This is a genomic window from Ekhidna sp. (genome assembly GCF_965212185.1).
Classification (GTDB): domain Bacteria; phylum Bacteroidota; class Bacteroidia; order Cytophagales; family Cyclobacteriaceae; genus Ekhidna.
Genome location: NZ_OZ243102.1, coordinates 887,852 through 905,132, shown reverse-complemented (window position 1 = coordinate 905,132; position 17,281 = coordinate 887,852). Strand labels below are relative to the sequence as shown.

General features: G+C 39.2%; 14 protein-coding genes. 8 read left to right on the top strand and 6 right to left on the bottom strand.

Annotated features, from left to right (window positions below; genetic code table 11):
- The first annotated feature begins 54 nt into the window (after nt 1-54).
- The 3 genes from ACOMC3_RS04060 (at nt 55) to ACOMC3_RS04050 (ending at nt 2,680) form a co-directional block, all read left to right on the top strand.
- A complete protein-coding gene (locus ACOMC3_RS04060) occupies nt 55-1,185 on the top strand; it encodes a DEAD/DEAH box helicase (protein WP_420318250.1) in 1,131 nt (376 codons plus the stop codon).
- 108 nt (nt 1,186-1,293) lie between these two features.
- Nucleotides 1,294-2,022, top strand: coding sequence for a hypothetical protein (locus ACOMC3_RS04055; RefSeq protein ID WP_420318249.1), 729 nt, complete (start codon nt 1,294-1,296; stop codon nt 2,020-2,022).
- A 370-nt stretch (nt 2,023-2,392) separates the two neighbouring features.
- Nucleotides 2,393-2,680, top strand: coding sequence for an addiction module antidote protein (locus ACOMC3_RS04050; protein ID WP_420318248.1), 288 nt, complete (start codon nt 2,393-2,395; stop codon nt 2,678-2,680).
- Between the two features lie 104 nt (nt 2,681-2,784).
- Here the strand turns inward: ACOMC3_RS04050 and ACOMC3_RS04045 are convergent, their stop codons facing one another.
- Together ACOMC3_RS04045 and ACOMC3_RS04040 are read right to left on the bottom strand one after the other, a co-directional pair.
- Nucleotides 2,785-5,340, bottom strand: a complete 2,556-nt coding sequence (locus tag ACOMC3_RS04045; RefSeq protein ID WP_420318247.1) for an ABC transporter permease — start codon at nt 5,338-5,340, stop codon at nt 2,785-2,787.
- The gene (locus ACOMC3_RS04040) at nt 5,340-6,062 is read right to left on the bottom strand and encodes an ABC transporter ATP-binding protein (RefSeq protein ID WP_420318246.1); all 723 of its coding nucleotides are present in this window, start codon (nt 6,060-6,062) and stop codon (nt 5,340-5,342) included. The genes ACOMC3_RS04045 and ACOMC3_RS04040 overlap by 1 nt, the downstream gene beginning before the upstream one ends.
- A gap of 131 nt (nt 6,063-6,193) precedes the next feature.
- Between ACOMC3_RS04040 and ACOMC3_RS04035 the strand changes: the two genes are divergently transcribed.
- Entirely contained in the window at nt 6,194-6,871 is a 678-nt protein-coding gene (locus ACOMC3_RS04035) for an arylesterase (RefSeq protein ID WP_420318245.1), read from the top strand.
- A gap of 55 nt (nt 6,872-6,926) precedes the next feature.
- Here ACOMC3_RS04035 and ACOMC3_RS04030 read toward each other — a convergent pair whose 3' ends face one another.
- Complete coding sequence (locus tag ACOMC3_RS04030; protein ID WP_420318244.1) at nt 6,927-8,720, bottom strand: tetratricopeptide repeat protein; 1,794 nt, start codon at nt 8,718-8,720, stop codon at nt 6,927-6,929.
- A 95-nt stretch (nt 8,721-8,815) separates the two neighbouring features.
- On the opposite strand from ACOMC3_RS04030, the gene mtaB reads away from it, so the two are divergent.
- The 4 genes from mtaB to bcp all read left to right on the top strand — a co-directional run bounded on the left by mtaB (nt 8,816) and on the right by bcp (nt 13,114).
- Nucleotides 8,816-10,123, top strand: coding sequence for a tRNA (N(6)-L-threonylcarbamoyladenosine(37)-C(2))-methylthiotransferase MtaB (mtaB, locus tag ACOMC3_RS04025; protein WP_420318243.1), 1,308 nt, complete (start codon nt 8,816-8,818; stop codon nt 10,121-10,123).
- Nucleotides 10,124-10,224: 101 nt separating this feature from the next.
- Nucleotides 10,225-10,833, top strand: coding sequence for a fumarylacetoacetate hydrolase family protein (locus tag ACOMC3_RS04020; protein WP_420318242.1), 609 nt, complete (start codon nt 10,225-10,227; stop codon nt 10,831-10,833).
- Nucleotides 10,830-12,665, top strand: a complete 1,836-nt coding sequence (locus tag ACOMC3_RS04015; protein ID WP_420318241.1) for a M23 family metallopeptidase — start codon at nt 10,830-10,832, stop codon at nt 12,663-12,665. Before ACOMC3_RS04020 ends, ACOMC3_RS04015 begins: the two co-directional genes overlap by 4 nt.
- The gene (bcp, locus tag ACOMC3_RS04010; protein ID WP_420318240.1) at nt 12,662-13,114 is read left to right on the top strand and encodes a thioredoxin-dependent thiol peroxidase; all 453 of its coding nucleotides are present in this window, start codon (nt 12,662-12,664) and stop codon (nt 13,112-13,114) included. The genes ACOMC3_RS04015 and bcp overlap by 4 nt, the downstream gene beginning before the upstream one ends.
- Nucleotides 13,115-13,162: 48 nt before the next feature.
- Here the strand turns inward: bcp and ACOMC3_RS04005 are convergent, their stop codons facing one another.
- From ACOMC3_RS04005 to ACOMC3_RS03995, 3 genes are all read right to left on the bottom strand, one after another.
- Nucleotides 13,163-14,494: a M28 family metallopeptidase gene (locus tag ACOMC3_RS04005; protein ID WP_420318239.1), complete on the bottom strand. Its 1,332-nt coding sequence runs from the start codon at nt 14,492-14,494 to the stop codon at nt 13,163-13,165.
- A 48-nt stretch (nt 14,495-14,542) separates the two neighbouring features.
- Nucleotides 14,543-15,880: a SusD/RagB family nutrient-binding outer membrane lipoprotein gene (locus ACOMC3_RS04000; RefSeq protein ID WP_420318238.1), complete on the bottom strand. Its 1,338-nt coding sequence runs from the start codon at nt 15,878-15,880 to the stop codon at nt 14,543-14,545.
- Between the two features lie 72 nt (nt 15,881-15,952).
- Entirely contained in the window at nt 15,953-17,281 is a 1,329-nt protein-coding gene (locus ACOMC3_RS03995; protein WP_420318237.1) for a SusD/RagB family nutrient-binding outer membrane lipoprotein, read from the bottom strand.

Genomic DNA, 17,281 nt, shown 5'->3' with positions numbered 1-17,281 from the left:
CATCATTCAGGTGAGGGATTTTTTATTTGTAGGATTGATGCATCTTTGCCACGCATGACATTTAATGAATTTAACCTTGATGATCAGATAACGGAAGCGATCGATCACATGGGCTTTTCAGAAGCCACACCTATTCAGGAGGAAGCCATTCCAGCCATTTTAGAAGGAAAAGATCTGATAGCTTGTGCCCAAACGGGGACCGGAAAAACAGCTGCGTTTGTTATACCTACGCTTAATTACCTGGCTCTAAATCCAAGTGATGATGTTAAGGTGCTCGTGGTTGTACCTACCAGAGAACTTGCCATCCAGATCGACCAGCAATTCGAAGGATTTTCTTATTTCTTGCCTGTTCACTCCATTGCCATTTATGGTGGGGGTGATGGCTCAGATTTTGCCCAGCAAAAGAAAGCGCTTACTCAGGGGAGTAACATCGTGGTGGCAACACCCGGAAAATTAATTTCACACCTCAACCTGGGGTATGTCAAATTTGACCAGGTCACACACCTGATCCTTGATGAGGCAGACAGGATGTTGGATATGAACTTTTATGATGACATCAAAAAGATCATCACCTATCTCCCCAATCTCAAGCAGACCTCCATGTTTAGTGCCACCATGGCTCCTAAAATTGAGAAGCTGGCAAGGGAAATTCTTAAAGAACCTAAGAAGATTGAATTAGAACTTGCCAAGCCTGCAGAAAATATCAGCCAGGAGGTCTATCGCGTAGAGGAAGGATATAAAGCTGAACTCATAAGCAAACTCATTGGGCGATACGATGCATTTGAGAGTATTTTGATCTTTTCTTCCACGAAGAAGAAGGTCTCAGAGATCGTTCAAAGCTTGAAAAAATCCGGGCTGGAGGCTAAGGGAATTTCCTCCATGCTGGAGCAAGATGAACGAGAGCGCATCCTACTTAAATTCAGAGCCAAAAAGCTGCGCATTCTTGTGGCTACAGATGTGCTCTCCCGAGGCATAGACATTAAGGACATCAACCTGGTGGTCAATTATGATGTACCCAATGATGCCGCCGACTATGTACACCGAATTGGTCGTACCGCACGTGCCAAAACCAGCGGAGTAGCGATTACTCTGGTAAACAAAGCAGACAACTTCAAAATGAAACGGATAGAAAAGCTGATCGAGCGAGAGCTGGAAAAGGTAGATTATCCGATGCGTAGAAGGTAAGCACTCTGTTTTCTTGGAAATACCCTTGTGCTTAACGTAATTTGAAAGGAAATAACGTTAAGCACAGGTTTGTATGGGTTATATTAATGTTAGGGATCATTACTTACCATGAAATTCATTCTCTACAGACTTCTTCTTAACCTCAAATGGTTTTGTGCGAACATATTTAGATGCTTAACAGCAGCTATTTTGATTGTTTTACCATACACAATTCCAACTATTTATCCAGTTGTAAAGATCAGTGGGTTGGACAACTATCCAACATACATGCTTCCATTCCTTGGAGGAATGACTCTTGTACTAACTGTCTTACTAAGATTGATGGGTTTTTTATTTAAGAAGATTCACCCTCAACTAACTTGGAAAGATTCATATGGAAAAGTACCGTTACTAACTTTGAACATATTATTATGCCTTCCATTTATTGGATTAATCAGAACCTTAATTTCGAACAATTCTCTTCCTGTTGACCTTTTTGTCTGGACAGAAGTATCTGCAATTTCGATAATGGTATTATTCCTGCTGAACAGAAAAGAAAGCAACGAAGACCGAGAACATGCTAACTCACAACCTCCAAAATTAACAGCCGAAAATATGACACCTAAACAACTAAGAGGTATGAGAATTGCGGCTTTGCTTCAAACCGGATTAACAATTACCTTCATGGTTCTTTACTTCAGAACTACCTTCAAACTTGATAACGCTGAACGTGAACTTCAAATTCAACAATATGAATCAGCGGACATCAAAGAGCACCTCCAGTTACAAATCGACTCTTTAACTTCGGAACTTAGTAGGCTAAAACAAGATACGATCCCTAACAGGCCTTTAGATTAACCCCGTTGAATTATTTCAAGATTAGGATATAGCTTTCAACTCTCTTCTTCTCCCTCGCTTCGCCGAAGCTTCGCGAAGGCAAAGTGGGAGTTTTTATTCTTCATATGCAGTGCATTACCTGACGCTGTGGTAAGGACAGGTCTGATACTTTGATGCACCGGCAGATAAGCTACTTTTAGTAAAATTGATTAAGCTCGGAGGCCACAGCGCTATATCTTATCATTATATGCCATAAGGATAAAATCTCAACTCCTAATTGCATTACTGTATCCATGTGGATACATTTGTCGTGGCGGAACCAAATCGTCGCAACAGAAAGACATTGATAAAGCCAAAGATTTATGGTTGAACTATAAAAACGAAATTGAAGATGGCAACTAAAGAGATAACAAAATTCGACATTGCTGAATATCTAGAAGATGATGTAATGGTTGCAGAGTATTTGAACACTGTGCTTGCTGATGGTGATGCTGAGGATATCAAAATAGCTCTCGGTCATATTGCTAAAGCTCGAGGTATGTCAAAAATTGCAGAAGAAACTGGATTAAGTAGGCCAAGTCTTTATAAGGCATTATCCCAAGGATCAAAACCGCAATTTGATACGATTCTTAAAGTGCTCCGAGCTGTAGGAGGTAACCTGAACGTTCCAACAGCCTAACTCAAACAACACCTCACAGCAAACACTAAAAATTAATAGACTCACTGAGCAACTTGAAGAGCATTTTTATCAGAAAATTCAAATTGCCCAATCGTCAAATCAACTCATCCTTCCCTCCTGAGCACTTCCATAGGCGACTGACGAACAACACTTCTGTTATTCATCAAACCGATCAAAATGCTCATCCCGGTCACTAGCACAAAGACAATCCCAATTTGAAGTAGATTAGGAATGAAAGTAAATTCAAAAACAAACTGGCCGAGTAAGGTGCAAAACAGTGTGGCAAGGAAAATACCGCTGATGGCTCCTAGTCCCCCTAAAAAGAAATATTCCGCAATGGTTATGATCCAAAGCTGCTTTTTAGAAGCTCCTATCGTGCGTAAAAGTACATTCTCCTGCACGCGCTGAAACTTACTGAGAATGATCGAACTGATCATCACAATAATCCCAGTCCCAATGCTAAAAAAGGCCATAAATTGGATGACAAAGGCCACTTTGCCAAGTACATCCTCCAGCGTTTTGAGGATCAACTCCAGATCGATTATAGAAACATTGGGAAACTTTTTGACGACCTCTTGCTGATACTTAGCTGAGGTTAGCATATCATCAATGCGAGTAACAAGCACATGAAATTGAGGAGCACTCTCCAACACTCCCTCCGGAAAGAGTACAATAAAATTCGTTTGCACTCTCCGCCAGTCTATGTCTCGGAAACTGCCTACATACACCTTCAAAATGGCTCCCTGAACATTGAAAACCAACTCATCACCCAGTTCAATGTCCAGGTTGTCTTTAAATCCTTCGGCAATGCTTATAAAAATGCTGTCGTTTCGGACTTCTCCCATCCATTCACCTTCAACAATTTCCTCAGAATCAATCAATGAATCTCTATAGGTCACCCTGTACTCACGACTATATGCCCAGTTAGATATGGAGACCGTGGTATCATTGTATGCTTCATCCTTGGTATATCCATTGACTTCTAGCAACCTCATGGTCACTACCGGCACATCCTGCACGATTGGAAGATCATACTCTTGCGTTACATTTTTGATTTCTTCGTGTTGCTGGGATTGGATATCAAATAACACCGTATTCGGTCGTTCATTGGCTGCAGATAGTGATACTCGCTGAACCAAAAGATCCTGCATAAAATAAAGAGTAGCTAAAAAGGAAGTGCCCAGCCCTAACGCTGTTATTAAAATAACTGTCTGATTATTAGGTCGATACAGATTTGAAAAACCTTGCCTCCACACGTATTTGAGACTGGCAGGAATTAACTTTCGAGTCAGCCAGCTAATTCCTTTGCCGATCCCACCTAGTATTATTATTGCGCCAACAAGGATGCCTGAAAAAGCCAATGCCTGGCTCAATGATTGAATTTGCCAGTATACTGACAGGAAGATAAATAGGATAATACCCCCGATTATGGGTATCAGAAGTTTATCAAATTTGAATTTATTCTCACCAAAGCCTAATCGGATCGCCGATAGCGGGCTAATGTTTCTTAATCCTATCAGAGAAAGCAACCCAAATAGTAATGAGATAACTATACCGATCAGCACCCCAACAATCAGGGCCGGCCAATACGGTTCCGGCACCAAATCTATCGGAAGAAAATCCTGCACGACAGCAGGTAAATACATATGAATCACAAACCCTAAAATGGATCCAATGGTGGCACCAATAAATCCAAATAGTGTAACCTGAATAAGATAAACACCAACTGCCTGTTTAGCCTTCATGCCCAGACATCTTAGCACCGCCACAGATTGTACTTTGCTTTTAGCATATACATAGATTGAACTAGCCACCCCCAAGCATCCTAGCAGTAATGCGGTAAAAGCAACAAGTTCTAGGAAGTTTGATAAATTTTGAAAATCCTCACCCGTTTCGCGCTTCTCCTCCTCAACAGTCTCCACATCGTATCCCTTGCTTTCTACATTATTTGCTAGTTTACTCCATGTCTTTGCCGTATCTATTTCTTCTGAAAACTGGAAGTAATGAACGTAATTGATTCTACTTCCCTTTTTTATCAATCCTGTTTCTTCCAGGTACTGGAAGGGAATGTATACTACCGGAGAAATAGAAGCAGAAACATCTGTTTGACCAGGAATTTGAGTGATTGCACCAATGATTTCAAAAGTCACATTTCCCACATCTAAGCTGTCACCCACCTGGGCATCATATTGGATCATCATTTTTTCATCAACCAGTACATATCTCCCGGATTGAAACTTTTGTGATGCACTTTGCGGCTTAGTCACGATCTCTCCATAATAAGGATAATCTCCCTCCAGTGCCCGAACCTGAACGAGCCGTGTTCCTGAAGTCTTTGAAAACATGACCATTGAGGCAAAATAATTTTCCCTGGAATAATCACTCGTAAGCGATTTGAATGAGGTCAATATGCTATCAGGTAGCTCTCTGCTTCCTTTGATCCTTACGTCAGATCCGACCAACTCCTGAGCCTGCCTGTCGATTTCATCCAATAGATTTTCTCTGAAAGAGGTTATTCCAACCATTGCGGCTATTCCAAGTGAGATAGCAGCTATAAATAGTAATAGCTTGCCCCTACTCTTCCGGCTATCTCTCCATGCCATTTTCCATGGCCAGGATTTGCTGTATTTGGCTGGTTCTATGGTTATTCTCTTATCCACTACGATGCTGCCGTTTTCAGTTGAGCAACATTTGAACCGGGCCTTTGATCGATTATTCTACCTCCTTTTAATTGTATGATCTGATTGGTCTTTTCGGCTAATTCTAAGTCATGAGTAACCAAAATGAGCGTTGTTCCTTTCTCTTGATTTATCTCAAATAGTAAATCCTCCACTGATTGGCCTGTTTCCTCATCCAGGTTACCAGTTGGTTCATCTGCGAACAGTATTTTAGGTTCATTCGAGAATGCACGAGCAATTGCCACACGCTGCTGCTCCCCTCCTGAAAGTTGAGATGGATAGTGATTCATACGTTCCCCAAGTCCTACACGTTCTAATAAGTTTGCTGCTTGATTACGGGCACTCTTTACCCCTCTAAGCTCAAGGGGGATCATCACATTTTCAAGGGCTGTGAGCGTTTGGATCAGTTGAAAATTTTGGAATACAAACCCCACATATTGGTTTCGCACCTGAGCCATCTCATCCTCAGATAATCTATCCAACAGAATATGATTCAGCGTGATGTTTCCTTCAGTTGGGCGATCTAATCCTGCACAAAGACCCAACAATGTGGTCTTACCACTACCTGATGGTCCTACGATAGCAACCGATGATCCCTCATCAATAGAAAAACTAATATCTTCCAACACATGAACTTCCCTAGCACCTGATTTGAATGTTTTTGAAAGTGACGTAACCTCTAAAATTGCTGTATCGTTGGCCATAAGTAAAAATTTAGATAGTAAACGAAATGCAAAGCTTCATGTTTGTAACTTCGATGACTTCTCTAATCTAATGCGTCTAAACGAACAATAGTTACATGATTAAATTAATAGCCATATCAATTCAAGATTTAATGTCATATAAAAAATTGATAATTCTATTACTGGTTATTAGTACATCATGCAGTACACCCAATCAATCTACCGAACAAAGTCCTGAACAGGAATCGATAAGTGAATCAAAAGAAGCACCTGAACAGTCTGAAAAGGTTATCTTATTCTTTGGAAACAGTATTACTGCAGGTTACCAATTGGATATGGATCAGGCCTTTCCGGCTTTGATTCAGAACAGAATAGATTCTTTGGATTTAAACTATAAAACCATCAATGCAGGATTGAGTGGAGAAACATCCGCTGGAGGAAAGAGTCGAATCGAATGGGTACTTAGAACAACTCCGGATATTTTCTTTTTGGAGCTTGGTGCAAACGATGGACTAAGGGGGCTGCCCCTGGATGAAACGTATAAAAATCTTCAGGATATCATCGATGCTGTAAAAAAAGAAAATCCGGAAGTGAAAATCATTATCGCAGGAATGATGGTGCCTCCTAATTTAGGGGATGATTATACCAGTGAATTTCAACAGCTATTCCCGAAACTCGCTGAAGCTTATGACGCTACTTATATCCCTTTTCTATTAGAAGGTGTAGCAGGAGATCCAGAATTGAATTTGCCAGATGGAATTCATCCAACTCCTGAAGGTCATGAGATTGTGGCCGAGACCGTTTGGAATTATTTAGAAGGTCTTCTTTAAATTTTGTTTACAAAAATGGATGGAGGATCTAAGATCACTATGAAGAGGTAATGAGCTAAGTATTCATTTCTTCGTCACTCAAAACCTGGCTGACTCTTCTGATAACTTGATCAAGTTCAATAGCAGAATCTAGAAGGCTACTTATAAGTTCACCTCTTTGCGTTTCTGATATATTTCCATTTGATGTCAATTGGTCAGCAATTCCCAAAATTCTTGCAAGTGGAGCCCGGACATGATGAGCATTTGAATATGCGTATTCCTTTAGCTTTTCGTTCTGTGCCTGAATCTCAACTGTACGCTTTTTCACTTTTCCCTCCAACGACTCATTCATTCGCTGAATTTCCTCATTTACTTTTATCAATTCATCCGCTTGTTCCGTCAATACTTTTGCTTGAAGAGTTATTTCATGATTTTTCCTTTCCAATAGTTCAAGTGAGCGTTTTCGAGATTGGTAATATCTGTAGCCAATATAGATTGCAGAGAGCGATAGCAGAAACATGAATGATCCACCAAATATTATTAGATTCTGACGCTGTATTTGAAGTTTATTGCGTTCAATAGTAGCTTGATTTAACCTGTTTTGATTAGTGAGCATTTCATTTTCTGTTGACATTTTCTCCAACTGGAATCTACTTTCAAAAATTGCCAGTTCCCTACTCTGGATTTCGGCATTTAAGCTATCATAGTATACCTTATGCAAAAGGGAAAACTCATAAGCAGATTTGTAATCATTGATTTTAGAGTGAGCCTCATAAAGCAATTTACTGGCATCACTCATTCCTTTTCTAAACTCGAGTATTTGGCTAACTTCAAGAGCTTCTTTTGCATGATCTACTGCCTCTTTAAATTGTCCAAATTGCAAGTAATAGTTGGCTACAGATATCAGATTTTCAATGATTCCTACATTGTATCCAATCTCATCAAAAAGATGGTACGCTTCGCTGAAATGTGCCAAGGCCTCATCGTAAAGACCCTCACTGAAATAGACTTTTCCAATATCATTTTTCAAGTTGGCTTTCAGTATCCTGTTACCAAGTGTATTTGATATACTCAGGCCTTTATCAAAATAAGCCAGCGCTTCATCTTTTTCTTCCAATAGGAAGTATACAGTGCCGATCTTACGAGATGCAGCACCCACTCCCAGTGTTTCATTATACTTCACGTGTATATCAAGAGCGCGTTTATAATAATCCATCGCCAAATCATATTTTCCACTTTCCTTGTACATATCTCCAATATTTGAATAGGTACTTGCAAAGGCATCTTCATCACCAATCTGTTCTTTGATTTCTATCGATTTGAAATAGCACTCAAGAGCTTTGGTATAGCTTCCCAAATCCTGGTAAACCATTCCCATATTATTATAAGTACCCCCCTTTCCTTCGATATCTCCTAGCTTGTCTTTTACGTTAAGAGATTGTTCATAAGAACTCAAAGCTCCAGCAAAGTCTCCTCTTATGCGCTTTACGATTCCAATATTGTTTAAGGCTCTATTTACTCCGTTCAGGTCTCCGATTTTCTCAGAAATCTCAAGAAATTCTGTGTAGTATCCCAAAGCCTTATCAAAATTGGATTGAGAGTATTCGAGCGTACCTAGATTATTTAGCGCATTTGCATTTCCTCTTTCAAATCCAATCTGAGTCGATAGCTCATCACCAAGGGTTGTATATTTTACCAATGAATCTGGTGAAATTTGATAATACAAAAATCCAATTCTAAGAAAAGCGAGGGCCTTCGTTGAATCAGGCTCACCCTCTTTGATTTTTAGTTTCAGACTATCAAGCTCTTGTGTTTGTCCAAGAGTGAACAGGCAAATGCAAAAGGCGGCAATATTTAAACATTGCTTCATCGGAAAATTAGGCAGATGGCTATTTAATATAACAAATCCAGTTTTATCACGGAAGGAATTCGCTCTAATGTTTTTCATTTAATTTTGCGGTCTCAATGAAAAAAGTTGCCTTTTATACGCTCGGCTGCAAGCTCAATTACTCAGAGACTTCATCCATATCAAGGATGTTTGAAGATCGAGGGTACAAAAAGGTAAGCTTTACAGAAAATCCTGACATTTTTATTATCAACACGTGTTCAGTAACAGAGAATGCAGATAAGAAATGTAAAAAGATTGTTAAGGAGGCTAAAAAGATTTCTCCCGAAAGCTTTGTGACGATCATTGGATGCTATGCACAACTTAAACCAAAAGAAATATCCGAAATAACTGGTGTAAATGCGGTTTTGGGTGCCGCTGAGAAATTTAGATTATTTGATTATCTGGATGATTTTACCAAAGATGGAATCTATGCCTCTGAGATAAAGGAAGCAAAAACATATAACGCTTCATACTCAATTGCTGATCGTACCAGAACCTTTCTCAAAGTACAGGACGGCTGTAATTACGGGTGCGCATTTTGCACGATTCCATTGGCACGTGGGAAGAGTCGTAGTGATAGTATCGAAAACATTGTGGATCAAGCCAAAGAAATTGCTCAAACCGAAGTGAAAGAGGTCGTTCTTACTGGAGTAAATATTGGTGATTTTGGCATACACGATGGGCGTAGAAAGGAAAAATTCATAGATCTGATCAAAGAGTTAGATCAAATCGAGGGAATTGACAGATTCCGTATCTCTTCAATCGAGCCAAACCTCCTCTCGAATGAAGTCATTGAGTTTGTCGCTCAATCTAAAAGATTCGTTCCTCACTTTCACATTCCACTCCAGTCAGGGAGCGATGCAATCTTGAAAAAGATGAATCGAAGATATCTTAGCGATTTGTATCAAAGCAGAGTGGAAAAAATCAAGTCACTCATGCCCAATTGCTGCATTGGGGTTGATGTGATCGTTGGTTTTCCCGGAGAGACTGAAGAGGAATTTTTAACCACCTATAATTTCCTGAATGAATTAGATGTCTCTTATCTACATGTTTTCACCTATTCTGAAAGACCAAACACCAAGGCTGTAGAAATGGATGATGTGGTCGACATGAACGAAAGGAACAAAAGATCTAAAATGCTTAGAGGGCTCTCTGAAAAGAAACGAAGGTATTTCTACGAGCAGCAGCTGGATAAAACTTTTAATGTGCTTTTTGAGGAGGATGTTCATAATGATCTCATGCATGGTTTTACTGAAAATTATGTGCGTGTGGCTGCTAAATATGATCCAATTTTAATCAATGAGGTGAAACAAGTAACCTTAAAGTCTATCAATGACAATGGCCATGTTGAGGTGGAAGAACCCGGTGAAGTTTTTGCTCATTAATTTTCTTCGATCACATCTACATTTTCCCTTCCATAAAAGATTCTGAAACAAGTTCAGAATGACGATAAATCATTTATATTTTTGAGTCAATACAATTGACTATGAAGATCATTTGCATCGGTAGAAATTACGCCGAACACATTGAAGAGTTAGGAAATGAACGTCCTGATCATCCAATCATTTTCATGAAGCCTGATACTTCACTTCTCAGGAAAAATGCTCCGTTTTATTATCCTGATTTTTCTAAAGACATTCACCATGAGGTTGAAGTTTTGGTGAAGATCAAAAAAGAAGGCAAGTCCATTAAAAAAGAATTTGCTCATCAATATTATGATGAGATTGGGTTAGGTATTGATTTTACTGCGAGAGACTGGCAAACGAAGGTGAAGGAAAAAGGGCATCCATGGGAGATTGCAAAAGCATTTAATGGTTCTGCTCCGATTTCTGATTTCATCGCCAAGGGAGATAGAGACATGAAGGATATTAACTTCAAACTCGAGATTAACAATAAAGAAGTTCAGAACGGAAACACCAAACTAATGCTTTGGCCGATCGACGAAATCATCTCATATGTTTCTCAGTTTATACTACTGAAAACCGGAGATATCATATTCACTGGAACACCAAAAGGTGTTGGTCCGGTAAAGATCGGTGATCGATTGGTAGGGTTTTTGGAAGATCAACAGATGTTTGATTTCGAGGTTAAATGATGAAAAATATTTCAACGATCATACTTCTCTTATTCTACCTTCAGTCTTTTGCTCAGGACTTTAAAGCCATCAACTATCAGTTTCCAATCAACCCCGGACAGCAAAATTTCTTGGCGGGAACAGTTGGAGAAATAAGAAGCTCTCATTTTCACACTGGTATAGATGTAAAAACTGGCGGTAGAACCGGACTTCCAATTTATGCTGTGGCTGATGGTTATCTTTCACGAATTAAGATATCTGCATCAGGGTACGGCTATGCCTTATATATTAAGCACCCTAATGGTACTTTTTCTGTCTACGCCCATCTTGAAGCTTTCGATTCTAAAGTTGCAGCTTGGGCTCTTAAAGAACAATACAAAAAAGAATCCTTTGAGGTAGACCTCTTTCCGGAAGCTGGCCAGTTTCCATTTAAGCGTGGCGATATTATCGGATACTCAGGTAACACAGGTTCATCAAGTGGCCCGCATCTTCACTTTGAAATACGTGATGCCAATCATAGACCTATTGACGTACTCTCATTAGGATTTGATGAAATCAGAGATAAGATTCCACCAGTCGTTCAAAAAGTTGCCTTTGTCACCCTTGAAGAAGAAGCTCGAATCAACGGATACTTTGGAAGATATGAATTTAATCTCTCAAAAAATGATGGACTGTATCAAACAAAAGATCCAATCAATTTAAAAGGTAAAATAGGAGTTGAAATATACTCCTACGATCCAATGGATGGTATTCCAAATAGAAACGGTATAGTGAAAACCACTTTTCAACTAGATGGAGATACATTATTTTCTGAATTCAAGGAAGCATTTAGCTTCAATAAACAGCGAAATGTTCTGGTGCATTATAATTATCCTGCCCACAAAAAAGGAAGTAAACGCTTTAATAAACTTTATTTAGCTGATGGGAATGAGCACAACATTTACAATGTGGTCAACCGGGGAGTTGATTTTGTGGATCAGGAAGAAATAATCATCAAAACTGAAGACAGTTACAAGAATGGCTCGACAACCAGAATTTTATTGAGTAATGAAGACATTCAAATCCCTCCGAAAATTTATAGACCGGAGCAAATTGGCAACTACCTACACTTTAAATCCAAACAGCAAGGATCAGTTTTATTGGATGAATGGATTCCATTAAAACCTTATGCTGAATCAGGAGAAGAGCAATTCTATATCTGGGATTTAAGAAAAGGTACCCCTAAGAGTTTATTCATTGATGGAGAGACGATTAAAACAGACCTGGTGGGATTGCTTCCATCGAATCAGGAGATCAGTTATGTTCAAAAAGAATTTACATTGAATTTGAAACGAAGATCTCTCTTCGATACCCTCTTTCTGGCTTTCGAAAAAGAATTTGATTCTTTAACGAATCGAGAGCTTTTTCATTTCAAAAACCAAACCCAGCCGTTTCGATCAAACATGGAAATATTGCTTAATCCAGAAAAAACTTACAATCAGGAAAAAGCTATGGTGTATTCTGTTTTTGGTAAGCGATACAATTTCATGGGAGGAGAATGGGAAAATGATCAGATCAAATTCACCACGAGAGATTTGGTGACATACACCATTCTGGAAGATACTATTCCTCCCTCCATTGAGTTGAAAATGGCTAATGCAGACTATTTAAAGTTTCGAATTGATGATGAGCTATCAGGGATTCAGAGTTTTAAAGCAACTATCAACGGAGAGTTTGTGTTGATGCATTACGAGCCGAAGAGGAAGTTAATTTGGTCTCAAAAATTGAATGAAAACATTCCTTTCAAGGGAAGGTTTGTATTGGAAGTAATAGACAATTCTAACAACGGAACCATTTATACAAAAGAACTATGATCACACTAAAACCAGGCGATGAAGCACCCGCTTTTGAGAGCAAGGATCAGGATGGAAATCCTATCAAATTAACCAATTACAAAGGAAAGAAGGTAGTGCTCTATTTCTATCCAAAAGATAATACACCAGGCTGTACTGCTGAATCTTGTAACCTGAGAGATAATTATGAAGAACTTCAAAAGCAAGGATATGAGGTACTTGGTGTCAGCAGCGATGGAGAAAAATCACATCAAAAGTTCATTGCTAAGCACGAGCTGCCATTCAAACTGATCGCTGATGAAGATAAGTCTGTACACGAAGCATTTGGGACATGGGACATGAAAAAATTTATGGGTAAAGAGTATATGGGCACTTTACGAACAACATTCGTAATTGACGAAGAAGGTAAAATTGAAGAGGTGATTGAAAAAGTGAAGACAAAAGACCACACATCTCAGATATTGAAATAAAAATGAAGATCCGTCTCTCATCTTATACGGGACGGATCTTATCATATTCTATCTCTTAACCTCACCTGGGAAAACAACCAGGCTTTCATTGCCATTTTTACCAACCGCTGAAACACCAAAAAAGTAATTATCTATTACGATTCCCTTTAAAGTAAATTCTGTTACATCAGCATCAACCTGGTAAAAATTATCCCAAGTTGGCGAGGTTGTTTCTCTGAAATATACCTTATAGCCAGCCAAATTATCATCATCTATAGCATCCCAATAAAGCGTTGTAGATGGCTGAACTGCCCCACTAATCGCCACGTTTTGTGGTTCAGGAGGTGCTGATGCAAGTGCAGCAAGAGAAATAGCGTTTACTGCCGTCAACTTCTCTGCATAATCAAAATTTACATGCTCAATGACGTCTCCATATTTGATCCCATCTTCTTCTCGAATATCCTGATGTTGTTGTGTGTAATTCTCATGAGCTTCCATAATTCGGATACCTGCAAAGCCCGCATCACAAAAAGGACGGTGGTGACCTCCCCGGCCAAACCGATCCAACCGATAAATCATCATGGGGTTCATTTCAGGCATATACGTTTTCGTCATTGTATAGACATATCTGGCAAGCTGCCGTGAGATTCCATCTACCTCCCCACCGTAATACCGTCTCATTCGTTGCTGAAAATCTGTATCAGTAGGATTTGTTGGTTCTGAAAATATTCTAAATGTTCTGTTGTCAATGACTCCATCTACCCCCTTAATGTTTCCGATCATATCATTATTCAACACCCCAACGATATCCCATCCTTCTTCCACTGCTTTGGCAGCCAAATGCTTACCTCCATAAAGTCCTTGCTCCTCGCCGGATAGCCCGACCAATAATATCGAACTTTCAAAATCATATTTAGCTAGAACTCTAGCGGCCTCAATAACACCTGCCATGCCAGAGGCATTATCATTTGCGCCTGGTGAATCATCGGTATAGTTTAAGGCATCAGACACTCTGCTATCAATATCACCTGCCATTATGATGTAACGATTGGGATACTTTTTGCCCCTCTTAATAGCTAATACATTTACAATTTCTGTGTCTTTAGTAATTCGGGTTTTAGCATTTCCTTTTTCAAGCGTTCGCTGCATAGATACTTCGTAACATCCTCCGCACGATTCTGATATTTTCTCAAATTCTGATTTGATCCATCGTCTAGCAGCACCAATTCCTCTTGAGTCTGATTCAGTTTCTGACATGGTATGCCGTGTACCAAAGGAAACAAGCTTTTGAATGTCTTTTTCAATGCGCTCTGAACTTACATTCTCAATGATCTCATAAGGATCTTGGGCGAAGCAAATGTTCGCTAAAAACAGAATTGGTATGTAGTATAAAGTTTTCATGAATATGAATCTAAACGAAAGAATATTAACACCCAAATGAGACTAATGTTAGTCCTTATCCCAAAAAACTCTCTCAGTATATATGTCTGGATTTGGTGGTGCATTTTTGTTAAACTCGAGAGATGCTTTGCTATATGGCCATCGGACTGGAATCGCTGGACCAGTAGGAGGTAAAAGGGTTGGAATATTTCTTCTCCTCCAATCTGAATATGATTCTGGTTGTAGAAATAGGGAGATATGTTTCTGGAGTAAAACGTGACTTAAAGTAATTTGCCCAATTCCAGGATCTACACCATTATCAGAAATATAATCTTGATAGGCTGCAGAATTTGATCCTAAATTTAGTTCCTGAAAAGAAGCATCTATACCATTCAGGTAAGCTGTATGAACCTCTAAATCCGACAAAGGTGTTTCCAATCCAGCTTCAGCTATTATAAACTGAATCTCTCTGAATGAAATTAAATCAACTCCAAAATTGGAGATTAAATAAGGATGATTTGTGTTGAATGGAACATCTATTTGAGAAAGACGAACGGTATCATTGAGGGATTGCATCAAATTCCTTAGTGTGGGACTAAATTCAAAATCTCCTGTACGTGTCTCATTATGCTTGTACCATGGTGCGGGATGAACTGTTCCAGGATAAACCAACCTCATATTTTCACTTCTATCAGAGAATGAAAGTTGAGCATTTAATAACGCATTTTCATAATCATCGAAATGCAAATAAGCTCGTGATTTTATAGCATATGCTGCTTTAATCCATTTGGACTCATCCCCAGCATAAATTAAATCATTGTTTAAAGGGGGAAGACCGCCTGATGATTCATTCAAGAGAATAACTGCTTCATCTAGTAGGTTATGAATCTCCAAGTAAATGCTTACCTGAGAATCAAATTTTGGATAGATGTTTTTAATGCCAAGACCTGCCTCCTTATAAGGAATATCACCCCATACATCAGTTGCCATCATAGTAGAAAATGCTTTGAGAATATTGGCAATTGCGAGATAATGGTTAAATCCATTATAACTAGCTTCCGATTGGATGGTATTTAATTCAATAAATATACTCGCATAGAAATTATTCCAAGGATCATTAAATCTTTCTGGTTCAGCAAAGAGGCCAGAATATGAAATAGACCGTAGCACTGGTTCCACATGCTGAACGTGGGAACAATTGACTCGAGAATGAAAGCCTCCATAAGTATCGGCAATTTTCACCTGCACGGAAGGGAGCAACAAGGATAAATTTGGCTCATGTATAGAGTTCGGATCTTTAGTAATCTCTCCTCCAATAAAATCCTCGCACGAAATAAGTGATGTGAGTAGAAGTGTAAATAGAAATCTACAAACTACTGTTCTTGACTTTATAGCAATAATTGACATAATTCCAGTGCCAATAAAAAAGCCATCCCCCAGTAGGCGGATGGCTTTATATATTAAATACTTAATTATTTATTACCAGTTACTTAACCAATCCACACCTCTAAGAAGTGATGCTGGAGCAGTCATTTCACTTGGAGAATTCGAGTTAAAGAAATATGAATTCTGCGCATAATCCCAATTAGTAGGTACTGCTGAACCTGAAGTTGGTGTAAGAGCAGGAATTCCTGTTCTTCTCCAATCACTCCAAGTTTCAGGCTGAGCAAACATTGCAATGTACTTCTGAGTCATGATCTTATTCATGTCCAAAGGAGCTGCAACACTTGGCTGAGCCACATAAGCCGTATATTCAGCGCCACCATCAGCAAATCCAAGTTCCTGGAATGAAGCATTTATTCCATTCAGATATGCTGTTTGAGCAGTTGCTGTATTTCCATTCAACTGGAATTCACATTCAGCAATAATGAACTGTATCTCTCGATAACTGATCAAATCTTGCTTTAATGCAGCCACAAAATACGGATGAGGAGTACCATTAATCGTAAATGTTTGATCAATTACACCCAATCTATCTGTATCATTCAAACCAGTCATGATTCCTCTCATTGTAGGATGGAATTCGATATCACCCTCACGACCATTGTTGAATCGATACCATGGGTGTGATGCTGGATCACTTCCATACTGATAGCCCATGTTTTGAGATCTGTCAGTATATGCATTTTGAGCACTTGATAATGCGTTTGCATAATCACCCAAATGCAGATAGTAACGAGCTAAAAGAGCGTTTGCTGTTCTTGTCCATGCTGTAACATCACCGCCGTGGTACAAGTCTTCGCTACCTGGTGCAATAGGTCCAGCCGGTCCAGCGAATAAACCTAATGCATCTGTAAGAAGCGTTCTGATGGCAGGATAAATAACAGTAGCCTGATCATCATAAACCGGGCTGAAATTATCAGCACCTAAACCTGCTTCAGTATATGGAATATCACCCCACATATCTGTCATATTCATGATAGCAGTTGCTTCCAACACTTTAGCCACACCCAGATAATGGTTCAACCCATCTTCTTCTGCTATAGCTGTTACAGTTCTTAGCTCAACAATTACGTTTTCATACATATCACTCCAATCAGCATCAAATCGATTGGCAGTAACCACATAGTCATTGAAGGAATCCCACTGACGTGCAACACCTTCTACTTGCTGACTAAACATACAGTTCCATCGAGAAGTACCTCCACCATAAGTGTCAGCCATCTGAATTTGAATCTGTCCAAGTTGACCAGAAATAGGCACATCAAGTGGCTTATTCGGATCTGCGTTCAAGTCTCCACCTATAAAGTCCTCACATGAGAATGCTGTAAGAGCCAATACAATAGGTAGTATATTTTTTATTTTCAT